17 protein-coding genes are annotated in these 16,231 nt (G+C 62.9%); 2 read left to right on the top strand and 15 right to left on the bottom strand.

The features are described 5' to 3' along the window. Positions 1-2 precede the first annotated feature (2 nt). The 8 genes from pabC to CKW22_RS19425 all read right to left on the bottom strand — a co-directional run bounded on the left by pabC (position 3) and on the right by CKW22_RS19425 (position 6,245). Positions 3-818 carry an aminodeoxychorismate lyase gene (pabC, locus tag CKW22_RS19460; protein WP_033700570.1) on the bottom strand — a complete coding sequence of 272 codons (816 nt, stop codon included), beginning with the start codon at positions 816-818 and terminating at the stop codon, positions 3-5. Further along, positions 818-2,062, bottom strand: a complete 1,245-nt coding sequence (fabF, locus tag CKW22_RS19455; RefSeq protein WP_033700571.1) for a beta-ketoacyl-ACP synthase II — start codon at positions 2,060-2,062, stop codon at positions 818-820. The genes pabC and fabF overlap by 1 nt, the downstream gene beginning before the upstream one ends. A gap of 184 nt (positions 2,063-2,246) precedes the next feature. Then, positions 2,247-2,483 carry an acyl carrier protein gene (acpP, locus tag CKW22_RS19450; protein WP_008096410.1) on the bottom strand — a complete coding sequence of 79 codons (237 nt, stop codon included), beginning with the start codon at positions 2,481-2,483 and terminating at the stop codon, positions 2,247-2,249. 203 nt (positions 2,484-2,686) lie between these two features. Then, entirely contained in the window at positions 2,687-3,427 is a 741-nt protein-coding gene (fabG, locus tag CKW22_RS19445; RefSeq protein WP_033700572.1) for a 3-oxoacyl-ACP reductase FabG, read from the bottom strand. A gap of 15 nt (positions 3,428-3,442) precedes the next feature. Beyond that, entirely contained in the window at positions 3,443-4,381 is a 939-nt protein-coding gene (gene fabD / locus CKW22_RS19440) for an ACP S-malonyltransferase (RefSeq protein ID WP_033700573.1), read from the bottom strand. A gap of 126 nt (positions 4,382-4,507) precedes the next feature. After that, a complete protein-coding gene (gene plsX, locus CKW22_RS19435; RefSeq protein WP_077068575.1) occupies positions 4,508-5,518 on the bottom strand; it encodes a phosphate acyltransferase PlsX in 1,011 nt (336 codons plus the stop codon). 3 nt (positions 5,519-5,521) lie between these two features. Next, complete coding sequence (gene rpmF / locus CKW22_RS19430) at positions 5,522-5,704, bottom strand: 50S ribosomal protein L32 (protein WP_016485486.1); 183 nt, start codon at positions 5,702-5,704, stop codon at positions 5,522-5,524. A 13-nt stretch (positions 5,705-5,717) separates the two neighbouring features. Continuing rightward, positions 5,718-6,245: a YceD family protein gene (locus tag CKW22_RS19425; RefSeq protein ID WP_095064817.1), complete on the bottom strand. Its 528-nt coding sequence runs from the start codon at positions 6,243-6,245 to the stop codon at positions 5,718-5,720. Positions 6,246-6,340: 95 nt separating this feature from the next. Between CKW22_RS19425 and CKW22_RS19420 the strand changes: the two genes are divergently transcribed. Then, positions 6,341-6,919: a nucleoside triphosphate pyrophosphatase gene (locus CKW22_RS19420; RefSeq protein WP_095064815.1), complete on the top strand. Its 579-nt coding sequence runs from the start codon at positions 6,341-6,343 to the stop codon at positions 6,917-6,919. A 93-nt stretch (positions 6,920-7,012) separates the two neighbouring features. On the opposite strand, the gene CKW22_RS19415 is transcribed toward CKW22_RS19420, so the two are convergent. The 3 genes from CKW22_RS19415 to rluC are packed head-to-tail and all read right to left on the bottom strand — an operon-like array spanning position 7,013 to position 9,645. Then, positions 7,013-8,002, bottom strand: coding sequence for a S49 family peptidase (locus tag CKW22_RS19415; RefSeq protein ID WP_033700575.1), 990 nt, complete (start codon positions 8,000-8,002; stop codon positions 7,013-7,015). Between the two features lie 23 nt (positions 8,003-8,025). Then, complete coding sequence (locus tag CKW22_RS19410; RefSeq protein ID WP_095064813.1) at positions 8,026-8,685, bottom strand: HAD family hydrolase; 660 nt, start codon at positions 8,683-8,685, stop codon at positions 8,026-8,028. Between the two features lie 3 nt (positions 8,686-8,688). Beyond that, a complete protein-coding gene (rluC, locus tag CKW22_RS19405) occupies positions 8,689-9,645 on the bottom strand; it encodes a 23S rRNA pseudouridine(955/2504/2580) synthase RluC (protein WP_033700578.1) in 957 nt (318 codons plus the stop codon). An 800-nt stretch (positions 9,646-10,445) separates the two neighbouring features. Here rluC and rne point away from each other — a divergent pair. Beyond that, positions 10,446-13,661, top strand: coding sequence for a ribonuclease E (gene rne, locus CKW22_RS19395; RefSeq protein ID WP_047583570.1), 3,216 nt, complete (start codon positions 10,446-10,448; stop codon positions 13,659-13,661). A gap of 106 nt (positions 13,662-13,767) precedes the next feature. Here the strand turns inward: rne and murB are convergent, their stop codons facing one another. The 4 genes from murB to CKW22_RS19375 are packed head-to-tail and all read right to left on the bottom strand — an operon-like array spanning position 13,768 to position 16,194. Next, positions 13,768-14,787, bottom strand: coding sequence for a UDP-N-acetylmuramate dehydrogenase (gene murB, locus CKW22_RS19390; protein WP_095064811.1), 1,020 nt, complete (start codon positions 14,785-14,787; stop codon positions 13,768-13,770). After that, positions 14,784-15,248, bottom strand: coding sequence for a low molecular weight protein-tyrosine-phosphatase (locus tag CKW22_RS19385; protein WP_033700581.1), 465 nt, complete (start codon positions 15,246-15,248; stop codon positions 14,784-14,786). Before CKW22_RS19385 ends, murB begins: the two co-directional genes overlap by 4 nt. Further along, positions 15,248-16,012 (bottom strand): 3-deoxy-manno-octulosonate cytidylyltransferase, encoded by a 765-nt coding sequence (gene kdsB, locus CKW22_RS19380; RefSeq protein WP_033700582.1) that lies wholly within the window; start codon positions 16,010-16,012, stop codon positions 15,248-15,250. Before kdsB ends, CKW22_RS19385 begins: the two co-directional genes overlap by 1 nt. After that, entirely contained in the window at positions 16,009-16,194 is a 186-nt protein-coding gene (locus CKW22_RS19375; RefSeq protein ID WP_003247142.1) for a Trm112 family protein, read from the bottom strand. The genes kdsB and CKW22_RS19375 overlap by 4 nt, the downstream gene beginning before the upstream one ends. Positions 16,195-16,231 lie beyond the last annotated feature (37 nt).

Below are 16,231 nucleotides of genomic sequence, written 5' to 3'. Positions count from 1 at the left end.
ATTCAGGTATCCAGTAACGTACGGGCAACGGCCTGCAGTTTACGGGTGAGTGGGCCCGGCGACCAGTTCAGCGCGGCAAAACCCCGCACAGGCCAGACACCATAGACACTGTTGCACACGAATACCTCATCCGCCTGCTCCAGTTCATCGAATGCCAGGTCGCGGACCTGTACGGGGATGGCCATTGCCTGGGCCTGCTGCAGCAACGCGGCACGCATCACGCCGGCGACGCCGCAGCGGCTGAGGTCTGCGGTCAGCAGCACACCGTCACGCACCAGAAACAAATTGCTATACACCCCTTCGACTACCCTGCCCTGCCCATCACGCATCAGGCCTTCGGCATGCTCGCCGCCCTGCCATTCGGCACGCGCCAGCACCTGCTCCAGGCGATTGAGGTGTTTGAGGCCGGCCAGCAGCGGTTGTTCCCCAAGCCGGGTCTGGCAAGGGAACAATTGCACACCGAGTTCGGCATGTTCGACAGGATAGCTGGGCAGCGGGCCGCCCTGAAGGATGCGCCGTGGCGCCGCACCGGCAACCGGGGCATAGCCTCGCTGGCTGTCGCCACGGGTGAGGATGAGCTTGGCAACGCCATCACCTAGCTGGCTGGCGTAACGCCGGATCTCGTCTTCGACCAACGCCAGGTCGACGTCGATGGCCAGGCGCCCGCAACCCAGCGCCAGGCGTGCAAGGTGGCCGGCCATCAAGCTCGGCCGGCCGCCTCGCACGGCGATGGTCTCGAACAGTCCATCGCCGTAGGCCAGGCCGCGGTTCTGCAGATTGACTGCATCCGCCGGCTGGCCGTCGAGCCAGCTGTGCATCAACCAGCGAACCGGCGGAACACCAGCGAGCCGTTGGTGCCACCAAAGCCAAACGAATTGGACAGCACCACGTCGATCGGCATGCTGCGCGCCTGGTGCGGCACGAAGTCGAGGTCACAGCCCTCGTCCGGCTCATCCAGGTTGATGGTCGGCGGCGCCATCTGGCTGTTGATTGCCAGTACGCTGAAGATCGCTTCCACCGCGCCCGCAGCCCCCAGCAAGTGGCCAGTCATCGACTTGGTCGAGCTGACCGCGAGCTTGTAGGCATGCTCGCCGAACACACGCTTGATCGCAGCCACTTCGGCCACATCGCCCGCCGGGGTCGAGGTGCCATGGGCGTTGATGTAGCTGACCTCTTCAGGCTGGATGCCGGCGTCGCGCAGGGCATTGGCCATGCAACGGGCAGCACCTTCACCGGAATCGGGTGGCGAGGTCATGTGGTAGGCGTCGCCGCTCATGCCGAAACCAACCAGCTCGGCATAGATGGTCGCGCCACGGGCCTTGGCGTGCTCAAGCTCTTCGAGAACCAGCGCACCAGCACCGTCGGACAGCACAAAGCCGTCACGGCCTTTGTCCCAAGGACGGCTGGCACGGCTTGGCTCATCGTTACGGGTCGACAGCGCGCGCGAGGCACCGAAGCCGCCCATGCCCAGGCCGCAAGCGGCCATCTCGGCGCCACCGGCGATCATCACGTCGGCTTCACCGTAGGCGATGTTGCGCGCGGCCATGCCGATGCAGTGGGTGCCCGTGGTGCAGGCGGTGGCAATGGCGTAGTTCGGCCCCTGCAGCCCCAGGTGGATCGACAGGAAGCCGGAGATCATGTTGATGATCGAACCCGGCACGAAGAACGGCGAAATGCGCCGCGGGCCTTGCTCATGCAAGGTCCGGCTGGTTTCTTCGATGTTGGTCAAGCCGCCGATGCCTGAGCCCATGGCCACGCCAATACGCTCGCGGTTGGCGTCGGTCACTTCCAGGCCGGCATTACGCACCGCCTGGAAACCGGCCGCCAGGCCGTACTGGATGAACAGGTCAAGCTTGCGGGCCTCTTTGGCCGACAGGTACTGCTCGACCTCGAAGCCTTTCACCGAGCCGCCGAAACGGGTGGAGTAGGCAGCCAGATCCGTATGTTCGATCGGACCGATGCCACTGCGGCCAGCCAGAATGCCCTGCCAGGTACTCGGTACATCGGTACCCAGTGGTGACAGCATACCCATACCGGTGACCACGACGCGTCTACGCGACACAGTACTCTCCTTTTCTAATAACAGAGTCTCTTGGCATTGCATTCATGCGATGGAATGAAATGACAACAGGCTCTCGGTGCGCGGTGAACGATACCCTTGAGCCAAGGGGGGCTCGCAAAGAAAAAACCGCACGCCAGCAAAGGCAGTGCGGTTTTTCCCGACAAGTAGCGTCGACTAAAACGTCTTAGGCCTTGTGGCTGTTGACGTAGTCGATAGCGGCTTGAACGGTAGTGATCTTCTCGGCTTCTTCGTCTGGGATTTCGGTCTCGAATTCCTCTTCCAGAGCCATCACCAGCTCAACGGTGTCAAGCGAATCGGCACCCAGGTCATCGACGAAGGACTTCTCGTTGGTCACTTCCTCTTCCTTGACGCCCAGTTGCTCGGCGACGATTTTCTTGACGCGTTCTTCGATGGTGCTCATACCTAGTTTTCACTCCTAATGGACATATGTCAGGCAGCTGGCCGGTGACCAATTTTATAGAAAGACGTTCGCTTTTCAAGCTAAACGCACCTTCGAATTAGTCACCCGACCCTCTGCCTGGAATCTGGTTGCAGCTTTATAACGGATTTTAGGCTCGCAGTATGACTCTTTTTTTACGAAATCCGTCACATTGAGTTGCAGTTTTACATGTACATCCCGCCGTTGACCGGCACGGTAGCACCGGTCACATAGGCTGCGCCGTCGGACGCCAGGAAGGAAACCACCTTGGCGATTTCCTCGGCCTGGCCCAGGCGGCCCAGCGGAATCTGGGTCTGCAGGGCTTCACGCTGCGCTTCTGGCAGCTCACGGGTCATGTCGGTGTCGATGAAGCCTGGGGTCACCGAGTTGACGGTGATGCCTCGCGAGCCCACTTCACGCGCCAGGGCGCGGCTGAAGCCTTCCAGGCCAGCCTTGGCGGCGGCATAGTTGGCCTGACCAGCGTTACCCATGGCACCGACGACCGAGCCGATGCTGATGATACGACCCCAACGCGCCTTGGTCATGCCGCGCAGCACGCCCTTGGACAGACGGTAGAGGCTGTTCAGGTTGGTGTCGATCACGTCGAACCACTCGTCGTCCTTCATGCGCAGCATGAGGTTGTCGCGCGTGATACCTGCGTTGTTGACCAGGATGGCCGGTGCACCGAACTGCGCGGTGATGGCGCCCAGCACCGCTTCGACGGACTCGGCGCTGGTCACGTTCAGCTCCATGCCGGTACCGGTGATGCCGTGCTCTTTCAGGGTAGCGCCGATGCGCTCGGCACCGGAGGCGGACGTGGCGGTGCCGATCACGGTCGCGCCCTGGCGGCCCAGTTCGAGGGCGATGGCCTGGCCAATGCCACGGCTGGCGCCGGTGACCAGTGCAACTTTACCTTGCAGGCTCATGCAAGCTTCTCCAATTCAGGCCAGCGCCGCGCGGGTGGCGGCGACGGCATCAGGGGTATTGAGGTTGTAGGTGGTCACGCCGTCGGCGCAACGCTTGTTGAGGCCGGCAAGGACTTTGCCTGGGCCGCATTCAACAAGATTGACGGCGCCATTGGCGGCCAGGGTCTGTACGCATTCGACCCAGCGCACGGGCTGGTACAGCTGCGCCAGCAGGTCGTGCTTGAGCGCATCGAGGTCGGCGGCGATGGCGGCGGTGACGTTCTGCACCACCGGGATCTGCGGGGCCTTCCACTCGATGGCGTTGACCGACTCGGCAAAACGCTCGGCGGCAGGCTTCATCAAGGCGCAGTGCGATGGCACGCTGACCGGCAGCGGCAAGGCACGCTTGGCGCCTTTGGCCTTGCACAACTCGATGGCACGGTTCACCGCCGCAACGTTACCGGCAATGACTACCTGGCCCGGAGAGTTGAAGTTCACTGCACTGACCACTTCATCTTCGGCCGCTTCGACGCAAATGGCCTTCACTTCATCGTCGCCCAGGCCAAGAATTGCGGCCATGGCGCCGTGACCGGCCGGCACAGCCTCCTGCATCAGTTCACCACGGCGCTTGACCAGCTTGACTGCGTCTTTCAGCGACAGGCTGCCAGCGGCGACCAGCGCGCTGTATTCACCCAAGCTATGGCCCGCAACGAACGCAGGCTTTGCGCCGCCCTCTTCCAGCCACAGGCGCCACAAGGCGATAGAGGCGGTAAGGATGGCCGGCTGGGTCTTGTCGGTTTGGTTGAGTTGCTCTTCCGGACCTTCCTGGACCAGCTTCCACAGGTCGTAGCCCAAAGCTTCGGAAGCTTCCTTGAAGGTTTCGACGATCACCGGCTTCTGGGCGCCGAGTTCGGCGAGCATGCCCAGCGACTGGGAACCTTGACCAGGAAAGACGAATGCGAGGGATGCAGACATTGAACAAGCCCTTATGATCTTGTCGTCGGATAGGGTACGCCGGGCGTTAGCCTGGCGCGGAATCTGAAAACTTGGATGGATACGCGGACCAAGCGGTCACATTTAAGCACTTCATCGGCGAAATGCCTAAGGCAACAGGTCTTCAAGGCGACCATGCAGCCGCTGGGGCAGGTTTTCCTGGATCTCGATCAACGCGCGCTGAATGGCGCTCTGAAACCCCTGCACGCCCGCCGAGCCATGGCTTTTGATGACGATACCCTGCAACCCCAGAAAGCTTGCACCATTGTGCCGCGCGGGCGCCAGGTCGGCCTGCAGGCGCTTGAGCAATGGCATGGCCAAGGCGCCGGCAGCACGGGCCAGCACTCCGCCCTTGAACAACGCCTCGATGCGCGCACCGATCATCGTCGCCAGGCCTTCGCTGGACTTGAGCAGGATGTTGCCGACAAAGCCGTCGCACACCACCACATCCGCCTCGCCACGGTACAGGCCATCGCCTTCGACGAAACCCACATAGTTAAGGCCGCGGGCGTTCTGCAGCAACGTGGCCGCCAGCTTGACCTGCTGGTTGCCCTTGATGTCCTCGGTGCCGATGTTCAGCAGCGCCACGCGCGGGCGATGAACGCCCAAGGCCTGGGCAGCCACCGAGCCCATCACGGCGAACTGGTAAAGGTTCTCGGCACTGCAATCGACATTGGCGCCCAGGTCGAGCAACTGGCAGTACCCCGCCTGGGTCGGGATCGCCGCCACCATGGCGGGCCGATCGATACCCGGCAGGGTTTTGAGCACGAAGCGCGACAACGCCATCAGCGCCCCGGTATTTCCGGCACTCACGCAGGCCTGGGCCTTGCCGTCACGCACCAGTTCGAGCGCAATGCGCATCGACGAGTCCGGCTTGCCGCGCAACGCCTGTGAAGGCCGCTCGTCCATACCGATCACCTCGCTTGCCGCGACAATCTGCAGGCGCGCGCGATCCGCAGCTGCAAGGCCGCTGACAAGATCTTCAAGGAGGGAGGGTTGACCGACGAGGGTCAGGTGCAGCGAGGGGGTAGCCGAAAGGCAGGCAATGCTAGCCTGGACAATGCTGCGGGGACCGAAGTCCCCGCCCATTGCGTCGATCGCGATGATCTGAGCGGACAAGGATTACTCGTCAGCGCCCTTGTCGATCACTTTGCGACCACGGTATACGCCTTCTGGCGATACGTGGTGGCGCAGGTGAATTTCACCGGTGGTTTTCTCTACCGACAGCGCGTTTTCCGACAGGGCGTCGTGCGAACGGCGCATGTCACGGGCAGAGCGGGATTTTTTGTTCTGCTGAACAGCCATAATTGATTAACTCCTAAACGTTTGGGTCACGCTTTAACTGCGCCAAAACACTGAACGGGTTGGACCGCGATACCTCGTCCTTGCTCGAATCGGGCTCGTCTGCGCCCGCCGGCTGCTGGCATTCTTCCGGATGATGAGCAGGCACGATTGGCAAGGCGAGCAGAAGCTCCTCCTCGATAAACGCCTGCAGATCCAATGGATCTTCGCCCAGTTCCAGCACGTCATAGCCTTTCGGCAACGACTGGGTATTCGCACCCTCCTTTACCACGGCGTAAGTACATTCGCTGTGGATCGGCAGGGTGACCAGCTCAAGACAACGCTGGCAAACCATCTTGACCTCGACGTCAAGCTCGCTGTGGATAACCACCACGTGCTGTTCATCTCGTTCAAAATTTAATTTCGCCTGCACCATACCGACATTGTCGGAAAGCGGGTCGCAGAGTCTTTCCAAATCAGCGAGTTGCAGCGAACCGTTAAGGGTTACGCCACGATCGGCTAATTTGCGCGGGTCAACGTGAGGTGGAATCGGGTCATTCAACATAGGCGCAGCATTCTAGGGATGGCCCCCGCCCCTGTCAAAGGAAATTCGGCGGCAAATCGCGTGATAGGATGAGTACAACAGATCAGGAGTCTACCATGCTGCCCTTATTACTGGCTTCCAGTTCACCTTACAGACGCGAACTGCTCGCCCGCCTGCGCCTGCCCTTCACCTGGGAAAGCCCCGATATAGACGAGCAGCGCCTGGGTGACGAGCCTGCCGTGGAGCTGGTTCGGCGCCTGGCCAGGCAAAAGGCCGAGGCACTGGCGGGCAGCCACCCCGGGCACCTTATCATCGGCTCGGACCAGGTGGCCGTGCTGGGCGAACAGATCCTTGGCAAGCCCTTGAGCTTCGAGCGGGCCTGCGAGCAACTGCTGGAGACCAGCGGGCAGCAGGTCACCTTCCTGACCGGGCTGGCGCTGCTCAATAGCGCTACAGGGCAATGCCAGGTCGATTGCGTGCCGTTTACGGTGACGATGCGGGAACTGAGCCGAGAGCGCGTGGAGCGCTACGTGGCGGCGGAACAGCCGCTGGATTGCGCAGGGAGCTTCAAGGCCGAAGGGCTGGGGGTGAGTTTGTTTCGAAGCACGCATGGGTGCGATGCGACCAGCCTGGTCGGGTTGCCGCTGATTCGGCTGGTAGACATGCTGACCAAGGAAGGGGTGGTGATTCCGTAGTTCGATCCCGCATTTTTAGCACCCATGGAGATCGAGCGGTGCTCGACCTCCATGGGTACTGCAAAAGGGTGCCGTACAACCAACGGCCAACCCTCAGCGCAAAGAAGGCCCCTGGAACCCCATGTACATGGCCAGGTGCTCAGCCACACTGGCGCCGATCCGCTTGGAGAACCGGTCAAACGGCGATTCCTGAACCGTGAAATCCACCAATTCCTTCTCGCCGACAATTTCCCGCGCCACATAGCTGGCACTGCCCAAGCCATCCACCAAGCCAAGCGCCTTGGCCTGCTCGCCCGACCAGATCAGCCCACTGAACAGCTCCGGGTGCTCCTTATCCTTCAGCCGATCACCCCGCCCCTGCTTGACCATGGCGATGAACTGCTGGTGCGTGGTATTCAGCACGCCCTGCCAGAAAGCCCGCTCATCAGGCTTCTCTGGCGAGAACGGATCAAGGAAGGCCTTGTGCTCACCTGCGGTATAGGTGCGCCGCTCGACCCCCAGCTTCTCCATCGAACCGACAAACCCGTAACCCGCCGCCGTCACCCCAATGGAGCCAACCAGGCTGGCCTTGTCGGCATAGATCTCATCCGCCGCACTGGCGATGTAATAGGCACCGGAAGCCCCCAGGTCGGTGATCACTGCATACAGCTTGATCGCCGGGTACTCGGCACGCAGCCGGCGAATCTCGTCATAGACATAGCCCGCCTGCACCGGGCTGCCACCCGGGCTGTTGATTCGCAGCACCACGGCCTTGGTCTTGGCGTCCTTGAACGCCTCACGCAGGCTCTTGACGAGGTTGTCGGCACTGGCGGCCTCCTGATCGGCAATCACGCCGCGCACCTCGATCAATGCCGTATGGCTGGCGCTGCGCGAGGCGGCCTTGTCCATGTCCATCAACGGCGTGAACAAGACCAGCATGCCGAACAGGTAAACGAAGGTCAGCAGCTTGAAGAAAATCCCCCAGCGCCGTGCGCGGCGCTGCTCCTGGACACTCGCCAGCAGGGTTTTTTCCAACAGCCTCCAGCTCTTGCGCTCTTCGCGCTCCTCGGGTTCGGACTCAGGGGCTTTCCATTCGTCTGCCATGCTCACCTGCCTTGGAAGTGAAATTACGCGGAACCGACCAGCCACTCACGCAACTGGGAGAAATGATCAATGCACACCTGCGGGCCGAACTCGGCCAGTGCCTGCAGCGACATCGCGCCATAGCCGACAGCCACCGAGTGCATGCCCGCATTGCTGGCCATCTGCAGATCAAACGCCGAATCACCGACCATCAACGCGCGCCCAGGTTCGACACCGCAATGGCTGAGAATCTCCTCGAGCATCAGCGGGTGTGGCTTGCCACGGGTCTCGTCGGCGGCGCGGGTGATATCGAAGAACTGCTCCCAGCCATTGGCCCTGAGCACCCGATCCAGGCCTCGACGGGCCTTGCCAGTTGCTACCGCCAAGCGGTAACCCTCGGCACGGAAGGCATCCAGCGACTCGACCACACCCTCGAACAACGGCGACGGCTTTTGATCAAGCGCCGTGTAGATGTCGGCATAGTGCTGCCGAAAACGCTCGAGCTGCACGAGTGTCAGGTGCGGATACAGCGTATGGATCGCCTCGCCCAGGGCCAGGCCGATGATGCCCTTGACCGCGTCATCGTGACTCGGCGCCTCACCGGCGCGCTCGGCGGCAGCATTCATGGCCTCGACGATGCGCCCGATGGAGTCGGCCAAGGTGCCGTCCCAGTCGAAGATCAGCAGCTCATAAGACTTTTTCATCGCTCAGGACGCACTCAAACGCTCTACAGTCTTGGCCCACACTTCATCCACCGGCGCCTCCAGCTTGAGCTCGCCACCGTCAGGCAGTGGCACGGTCAGGGCATAGGCATGCAGGAACAGGCGCTTGCCACCCAGCTCACGAATCTCGCGACTGAAGTCTTCGTCGCCGTACTTGCTGTCGCCGGCGATCATGTGCCCGGCATGCAAGGTGTGCACGCGGATCTGATGGGTACGGCCGGTGATCGGACGCGCTTCGACAATGGTGGCGAACTCACCGAAACGGCGCAGCACGCGGAACAGGGTCAGCGCCTCCTTGCCCTCCTCGTTGACCTCGACCATACGCTCGCCAGAGCGCAGGTTGCTTTTGAGCAACGGCGCATTGACCTGCTTCTTCGCGGTCGGCCAGTGGCCACGCACCAACGCCATGTAGCGCTTGTCGACACCATCACCGCGCAGGGCGGCATGCAGGTGGCGCAGCATGCTGCGCTTCTTGGCGATCATAAGCAGGCCGGACGTGTCGCGGTCCAGGCGATGCACCAGCTCAAGCTCCTTGGCATCCGGGCGCAGCTGACGCAACGCCTCGATCACCCCGAAACTCAGGCCACTGCCGCCATGCACGGCGATACCCGCCGGCTTGTTCATCACGATGAGCGCCTTGTCTTCGTAGACAATCGCCGCTTCAAGGCGCTGCAGCAGCCCCTGGGCTACGGGCGCAGGTGCATCACGCTCAGGCAAGCGGACGGGCGGTACCCGTACGATATCGCCAGCCTGAATTTTGTATTCAGGCTTGACGCGCCCTTTGTTGACCCGCACCTCACCCTTGCGCAGGATGCGGTAAACCAAGGTCTTGGGCACGCCCTTGAGCGCCGTGATGAGGAAATTGTCGATGCGTTGGCCGGCAAGCTCCGGCGCGACTTCGATCAGCTGAACGCCGGAAGTCGGAGGGGTATTGGTCGTCATCAAGGGATCATAACAATTTTTTATGGAATTGAAGCACTTAATCATTGCTGCTATAGTCGCGAACGCCGCCAAAAGCGGCAGGCCAGCGGCACCAGGCTCTTCGCCGGTCCCTGACCTTCGCAATTCTCCAGGACGCGAGGCCGTCCTACGGGGTTTTCGCCAGTTTACCGAATTGCCTGGAATCGCCACCAGCGCTGTGTAGAGAAGACTGAAAAAAAACGACAAGTGCGGTGTTTCACCTGCTTACCCGCTTCTTTTCGCTGCACCTCTGCCCGCCCCGACGTTTGCACGCAACGCACGGCGAATGCTTCGGAAATACCTGCCTTGGACATGAATGGCGCCAGCGCTCAACCTGCGCTGGCGAAAAATGCAACCCGTTGCGGATTCAGCGCGCGGCAGCACCCGAATTATCAGGGATACGTGCAGGGTGGAGATGCACAGCCCTCGGACCGTGTAGCACCGCGTCCGGCCACCGGCCCACTGAAATGGCCGGCGAGCGGATAAGGTCCTGAAACAGATGCCTCCGGGCGTCCACGGCTGAAGGTTGATTCCTCCTCCTGACTGAGTGCACTTGGCCCGCTGGGTTGATTCGGATACCTATTCGAAAGCCACAAGGGCCTGGTAGGCACCGCAGCAAACAGGACGCGTCGTCGTGACAACGGCAGGCTGGGCAACCGGCTGGTGCCGAACGTCGCTCGACACGGGGGTGGCCCGCCACCCTTTGCGCACCTTGGCACCGACCATGAGACGTCGTGTGTGCCGAACGCCGTTTCCGGCAGCCCGGAAACCGACGGTACAACATGAAAAGAATGCTGATTAACGCAACTCAACCCGAAGAGTTGCGTGTAGCCCTGGTGGACGGCCAACGCCTCTACGACCTGGACATCGAGTCCGGCGCGCGTGAGCAGAAAAAGGCCAACATCTACAAAGGCAAGATCACCCGCATCGAACCTAGCCTCGAAGCCGCCTTCGTCGACTTCGGTTCCGAACGTCACGGCTTCCTGCCGCTGAAAGAAATCTCCCGCGAGTACTTCAAGAAGTCCCCCGAAGGCCGCGTCAACATCAAAGACGTCCTCAGCGAAGGCCAGGAAGTCATCGTCCAGGTCGAGAAGGAAGAGCGCGGCAACAAAGGCGCCGCCCTCACCACCTTCATCAGCCTGGCCGGTCGCTACCTGGTGCTGATGCCCAACAACCCACGCGCTGGCGGCATCTCCCGCCGCATCGAAGGCGAAGAGCGCAACGAACTGCGCGAAGCCCTGAACGGCCTGACCGTGCCGGGCGACATGGGCCTGATCGTGCGCACTGCCGGCCTTGGCCGCAGCAGCGAAGAAATGCAGTGGGACCTCGACTACCTGCTGCAGCTGTGGACCGCCATCAAGGAAGCCTCCCTTGACCGCGCTGCGCCGTTCCTGATCTACCAGGAAAGCAACGTCATCATCCGCGCCATCCGCGACTACCTGCGTCAGGACATCGGCGAAGTGCTGATCGACAGCATCGACGCCCAGGAAGAAGCCCTGACCTTCATCCGCCAGGTGATGCCGCAGTACGCCAGCAAGGTCAAGCTGTACGAAGACAGCGTGCCACTGTTCAACCGCTTCCAGATCGAAAGCCAGATCGAAACCGCCTTCCAGCGTGTCGTCGACCTGCCGTCCGGCGGCTCGATCGTGATCGACCCGACCGAAGCCCTGGTCTCCATCGACATCAACTCGGCGCGCGCCACCAAAGGCAGCGACATCGAGGAAACCGCCCTGCAGACCAACCTGGAAGCGGCCGAGGAAATCGCCCGCCAACTGCGTCTGCGCGACATCGGCGGCCTGATCGTCATCGACTTCATCGACATGACCCCGGCCAAGAACCAGCGCGCCGTTGAAGAGCGTGTGCGTGAATGCCTCGAAGCCGACCGTGCCCGCGTGCAAGTGGGTCGCATCTCGCGCTTCGGCCTGCTGGAAATGTCCCGTCAGCGCCTGCGCCCATCGCTGGGCGAAAGCAGCGGCATCGTCTGCCCACGCTGCTCGGGCACCGGCATCATCCGTGACGTCGAATCGCTGTCGCTGGCCATTCTGCGCCTGATCGAAGAAGAAGCCCTGAAAGACCGCACCGCCGAAGTGCGCGCCCAGGTGCCGATCCCGGTCGCCGCGTTCCTGCTCAACGAGAAACGCAACTCGATCACCAAGATCGAACTGCGCACCCGCGCACGCATCATCATCCTGCCGAACGATCACCTGGAAACCCCGCACTTCGAAGTCCAGCGCCTGCGCGATGACAACCCGGAAGTGCTGAACAACCAGTCCAGCTACGAGATCGCCGCCACCGAGACCGAAGAAGCGACGCCGGTACCCGCCGCCACGCGCACCCTGGTTCGCCAGGAAGCTGCGGTCAAGACCGCCCCGGCCCGCACCAGTGCGCCGGTGCCGAGCGCTGTCGAAGAGCCTCAGCAGCCCGCCGCACCGGTAGCCCCAGCGCCAAGCGCCCCAGAGCCGAGCCTGTTCAAAGGCCTGGTCAAGTCGCTGGTCAGCCTGTTCGCCGGCAAGGACGAACCGGTCGCCGCACCGGCCGTCACGGCCGAAAAGCCAGCCGCTGATCGCACGCCACGCAACGAAGAACGCCGTAACGGCCGTCAGCAGAGCCGCAACCGCAATGGCCGCCGCGACGAAGAGCGCAAACCACGCGAAGAGCGTGCCGAGCGCGCCCCGCGTGAAGAGCGCCAGCCTCGCGAAGAACGCGCGCCACGTGAAGAACGTGCCCCGCGTGAAGAACGCGCACCTCGCGAAGAGCGCCAACCACGCCAGCCACGCGAAGACCGTCGTGGCAACCGCGAAGAGCGCCCGGTACGCGAACTGCGCGAGCCACTGGAGGCCATGCCGGCACCGGTTGCACGCGAAGAGCGCCAGCCACGTGAAGAGCGTGTAGCCCGTGAAGAACGTGCACCACGTGAGGAACGTGCACCGCGTGAAGAACGTGCCCCTCGTGAGGAACGCGCACCGCGTGAAGAGCGTGCACCTCGCGAAGAACGTGCACCGCGTGAAGAGCGTGCCCCTCGTGAAGAACGCGCCCCACGCGAAGAGCGTGCCCCACGCCCGCCGCGTGAAGAGCGCCAGCCACGTGCCACCGAAGAAGCGGCCGAGCAGGCTGCTGAGCTTGCCGAAGAGCAACTGCCGAACGATGAACTGCTGCAGGACGAGCAGGAAGGCGCAGATGGCGAGCGTCCACGTCGCCGTTCCCGCGGCCAGCGTCGTCGCAGCAACCGTCGCGAGCGTCAGCGCAATGCCAACGGTGAGCTGATCGAAGGCAGCGAAGACGAAGGCAGCGAAGAGCAGCCACAACAGCACCAGGCCACCGAGCTGGGTGCCGAACTGGCTGCCGGCCTGGCCGTCACCGCAGCTGTTGCCAGCAGCAACATCAGCGCCGATGCCGAAGCGCAAGCCAACCAGCAGGCCGAGCGCGCCACCGCCGAAGTCGTCGAAACCGACAACAGCGAAGCGGCAAAACCGTCCGAGCAGGCCGAAGCTGTTACACAGGCCGAGGAAGTTGCTGTTGCCCCAGTGGTCGAGCAGCCTTTCAGCGAGCCTGTCGCCGTGGTCGAGGCCAGCGCCGAGCCCGTGGTCGAAGTGACGCCGCAGCCAGTCGTCGAAGCGGCCCCTGCCGCTGAAGCGGTGGTCGTTGCCGAAGCGCCTGTCGAAGCCCCAGTCGAAGCGCCAGCAGTTGAAGCCGGCGAAATCGAACAGGCGCCGGTAGCCGTTGAAGAAGCCGTGGTTGCCGAGCAGGCTGCCGTGGTTGTCGAAGCGCAACCCGAAGTGGTCGTGGAGCCAGCGCCAGTTGTTGTCGAGCCTGCACCGGTCGAAGCACCTGCCGTGGTTGAAGCTGCTACCGTCATGCTGGCCAACGGCCGCGCGCCGAACGACCCACGTGAAGTGCGTCGCCGCAAGCGTGAAGCTGAAGCTGCTGCCAAGGCCGCGCAGGAAGCTGCAGAGCCGGCCCTGGAAACCGCTGATGAGCACAAGCCTCATCACGGTTGATGCCAACGGCTGAATGAAAAAGCCCCGCCAGTGCGAACTGGCGGGGCTTTTTCTTGCCTAGTGGCCTGGTGGTTGCGCGGCCGCAGGAACGGCCCGCGCCAAACAATCAGTACAGATTAGGCTCCATCTCGAGCTCAACCCCGAACCGCTCGCGGATGTCCGCCTGGATGCGCCGCGCCAAGTCATGCAACTGCGCCCCGCTCGCCTGGCCATAGTTGACCAGCACCAACGACTGCAGCCGATGCACGCCCGCATCGCCATCGCGATACCCCTTCCAGCCCGCCTGCTCGATCAGCCACCCCGCCGCCAACTTCACCTGGCCATCAGCCTGAAGGTAAGCCACAACGCCCGGGAAACGCCCACGAATACCCTCGACAAGGTCAGCAGAGACCACCGGGTTCTTGAAAAAACTCCCGGCATTGCCCAATTCGGCCGGGTCCGGCAACTTCTCCCGGCGAATACTGCAGATGGCATCACTGATCGCCTGCGCGCTGGGCTGCTCAACGCCCTGCTCCACCAAGCGCTGGCGCACCGGCCCATAATCCAGGTGAGCCTGCAGCGTATGGCTCAGTGCAAAGCGCACCCGCAAGATCAACCAGCGGCCAGGGTTACGCTTGAACAGGCTGTCACGATAGCCAAAGGCGCACTCCTCCAGACCAAAGTCACGCAACTCACCGGTCTGGCGATCCAGCGCAGTCAAGCCGGCGAACACATGCTTGATCTCGACGCCATAGGCGCCCACGTTCTGCATCGGTGCTGCGCCCACGGTGCCCGGGATCAGGCTGAGGTTTTCCAGCCCGCAAAAACCTTGCGCCAGCGTCCACTGCACGAACGGGTGCCAAGGCTCACCCGCCTCGGCTTCAACCACCACGCGCTCGCCATCATCGCTCAGCACGCGGCGGCCACGGCTGGCCATGTGCAGCACCAGCGCATCGATATCACCGGTCAACAGCAGGTTACTGCCACCGCCGATGACCAGCACCGGCAGCCCGCGCTGCTGCGCCTGGGCCAGCGCTTCGCGCACCTCGTCATCATCATGCACCTGGCTGAAATGCCGGGCCTTGACGTCAATGCCGAAGGTATTGAAAGGCTTGAGCGAAACCTGCTCCTGCCACAGCGCTGTCATAACCGCCCCTTGATTTCCACCACCAATGCCTGGCACGCCACCTCGATCAGGTCCAGCACCTGCTCGAAACCGGCGGCGCCACCGTAGTACGGGTCTGGCACCTCATCCAGCTCTGCGCCATAGCGGCGCAGGAAAAGGTCGAGCTCACCTGACGCCGAATGCGGGCGCAGGGCACGCAAGTGGCTCAGGTTGCTCTCGTCCATGGCCAGGATCAGGTCGTACTCGGCAAAGTGCGCCACGCTCACCTGCTGGGCGCGTTGCTGCGAAAGGTCATACCCGCGGGCCAGCGCGGCCTTGCAGGTACGGCCGTCTGGGGCCTTGCCGACGTGCCAGTCACCGGTACCAGCCGACGCCACGTGCACCTGCTCGGCAAGCCCTGCGGCCTGCAACTGATGACGCAGCACGCCCTCGGCGGTGGGCGAGCGGCAGATGTTGCCCAGGCAAACGAACAGGACGCGCATCAAGCCTCCAGCAGGCGCCTTACGCGCTCCAGGTCTTCAGGGGTGTCGACACCCACGGCGGGCGCCTCGATGGCGTCTTCGACATGAATGCGCACGCCATGCCACAGGGCGCGCAACTGCTCCAGCGCCTCGGTCTGCTCAAGCCAGCACGGGCCCCAGCCGACGAAGTCCTGCAAAAAGCCCACGCGGTAGGCATACATGCCGATGTGACGGCGGTAGGGCACACCTTCGGGCAGTTGGTCGCGGCCCTTGGCGAAGGCATCACGCGCCCAGGGCAGCGGCGCACGGCTGAAACTCAAGGCCAGGCCGTTCTTGTCGCTGACGACCTTGACCGCATTGGGGTTGAACACGGCCTGCGGCTCGTGGATCGGCTCGGCCAGGGTGGCGATGCCGGCTTCCGGGTGGGCCGCGAGGTTCGCCGCCACCTGGTCGATGATCACCGGCGGGATCAGCGGCTCGTCGCCCTGCACGTTGACCACGATGGCGTCGGCAGGCAGGCCGAGACGCGCCGCCACTTCGGCCAGGCGATCGGTGCCGGACTCATGGTCGGCGCGGGTCAGCAGCACTTCGGCGCCAAACGCCTGGCAGGCCTCGACGATACTGGCATCGTCGGTGGCGATGACTACACGGCTGGCAGCACTTTTACGTGCCTGTTCCCACACGTGCTGGATCATCGGCTTGCCGGCGATCATTAACAGCGGCTTGCCCGGCAGGCGCGTGGAGCGCAGGCGGGCGGGAATCACCACGGTGTAGTCCAGGCTCATTTGTCCAGACGCTCGTCGTCGGTCAGGGTACGCGCTTCGCTTTCCAGCATCACCGGGATGCCGTCGCGGATCGGGTAGGCCAGGCCCGCGCCCTTGCTGATCAGCTCGGTCTTGTCGGCGCTGAGCTTGAGCGGGCCTTTGGTGATCGGGCAGGCCAGGATATCGAGCAGTTTGGTGTCCATGGAAGCTTCCTTGAGGCCAGGTGGCCGGCAATTGAAT

It is taken from the genome of Pseudomonas sp. Irchel s3f19 (genome assembly GCF_900187555.1).
GTDB lineage: Bacteria > Pseudomonadota > Gammaproteobacteria > Pseudomonadales > Pseudomonadaceae > Aquipseudomonas > Aquipseudomonas capeferrum.
Note: the sequence above shows the minus strand (reverse complement) of the source record. Positions and strands in the feature narration are given on the sequence as shown.

What these genes read in the sequence shown, in the direction of transcription:
- pabC (WP_033700570.1), bottom strand. Translation starts at nt 818, where the DNA reads ATGCACAGCTGGCTCGACGGCCAGCCGGCGGATGCAGTCAATCTGCAG.
- fabD (WP_033700573.1), bottom strand. Translation starts at nt 4,381, where the DNA reads ATGTCTGCATCCCTCGCATTCGTCTTTCCTGGTCAAGGTTCCCAGTCG.
- acpP (WP_008096410.1), bottom strand. Translation starts at nt 2,483, where the DNA reads ATGAGCACCATCGAAGAACGCGTCAAGAAAATCGTCGCCGAGCAACTG.
- CKW22_RS19415 (WP_033700575.1), bottom strand. Translation starts at nt 8,002, where the DNA reads ATGGCAGACGAATGGAAAGCCCCTGAGTCCGAACCCGAGGAGCGCGAA.
- kdsB (WP_033700582.1), bottom strand. Translation starts at nt 16,012, where the DNA reads ATGAGCCTGGACTACACCGTGGTGATTCCCGCCCGCCTGCGCTCCACG.
- fabG (WP_033700572.1), bottom strand. Translation starts at nt 3,427, where the DNA reads ATGAGCCTGCAAGGTAAAGTTGCACTGGTCACCGGCGCCAGCCGTGGC.
- CKW22_RS19375 (WP_003247142.1), bottom strand. Translation starts at nt 16,194, where the DNA reads ATGGACACCAAACTGCTCGATATCCTGGCCTGCCCGATCACCAAAGGC.
- CKW22_RS19425 (WP_095064817.1), bottom strand. Translation starts at nt 6,245, where the DNA reads ATGTTGAATGACCCGATTCCACCTCACGTTGACCCGCGCAAATTAGCC.
- rne (WP_047583570.1), top strand. Translation starts at nt 10,446, where the DNA reads ATGAAAAGAATGCTGATTAACGCAACTCAACCCGAAGAGTTGCGTGTA.
- rpmF (WP_016485486.1), bottom strand. Translation starts at nt 5,704, where the DNA reads ATGGCTGTTCAGCAGAACAAAAAATCCCGCTCTGCCCGTGACATGCGC.
- CKW22_RS19420 (WP_095064815.1), top strand. Translation starts at nt 6,341, where the DNA reads ATGCTGCCCTTATTACTGGCTTCCAGTTCACCTTACAGACGCGAACTG.
- CKW22_RS19410 (WP_095064813.1), bottom strand. Translation starts at nt 8,685, where the DNA reads ATGAAAAAGTCTTATGAGCTGCTGATCTTCGACTGGGACGGCACCTTG.
- CKW22_RS19385 (WP_033700581.1), bottom strand. Translation starts at nt 15,248, where the DNA reads ATGCGCGTCCTGTTCGTTTGCCTGGGCAACATCTGCCGCTCGCCCACC.
- rluC (WP_033700578.1), bottom strand. Translation starts at nt 9,645, where the DNA reads ATGACGACCAATACCCCTCCGACTTCCGGCGTTCAGCTGATCGAAGTC.
- murB (WP_095064811.1), bottom strand. Translation starts at nt 14,787, where the DNA reads ATGACAGCGCTGTGGCAGGAGCAGGTTTCGCTCAAGCCTTTCAATACC.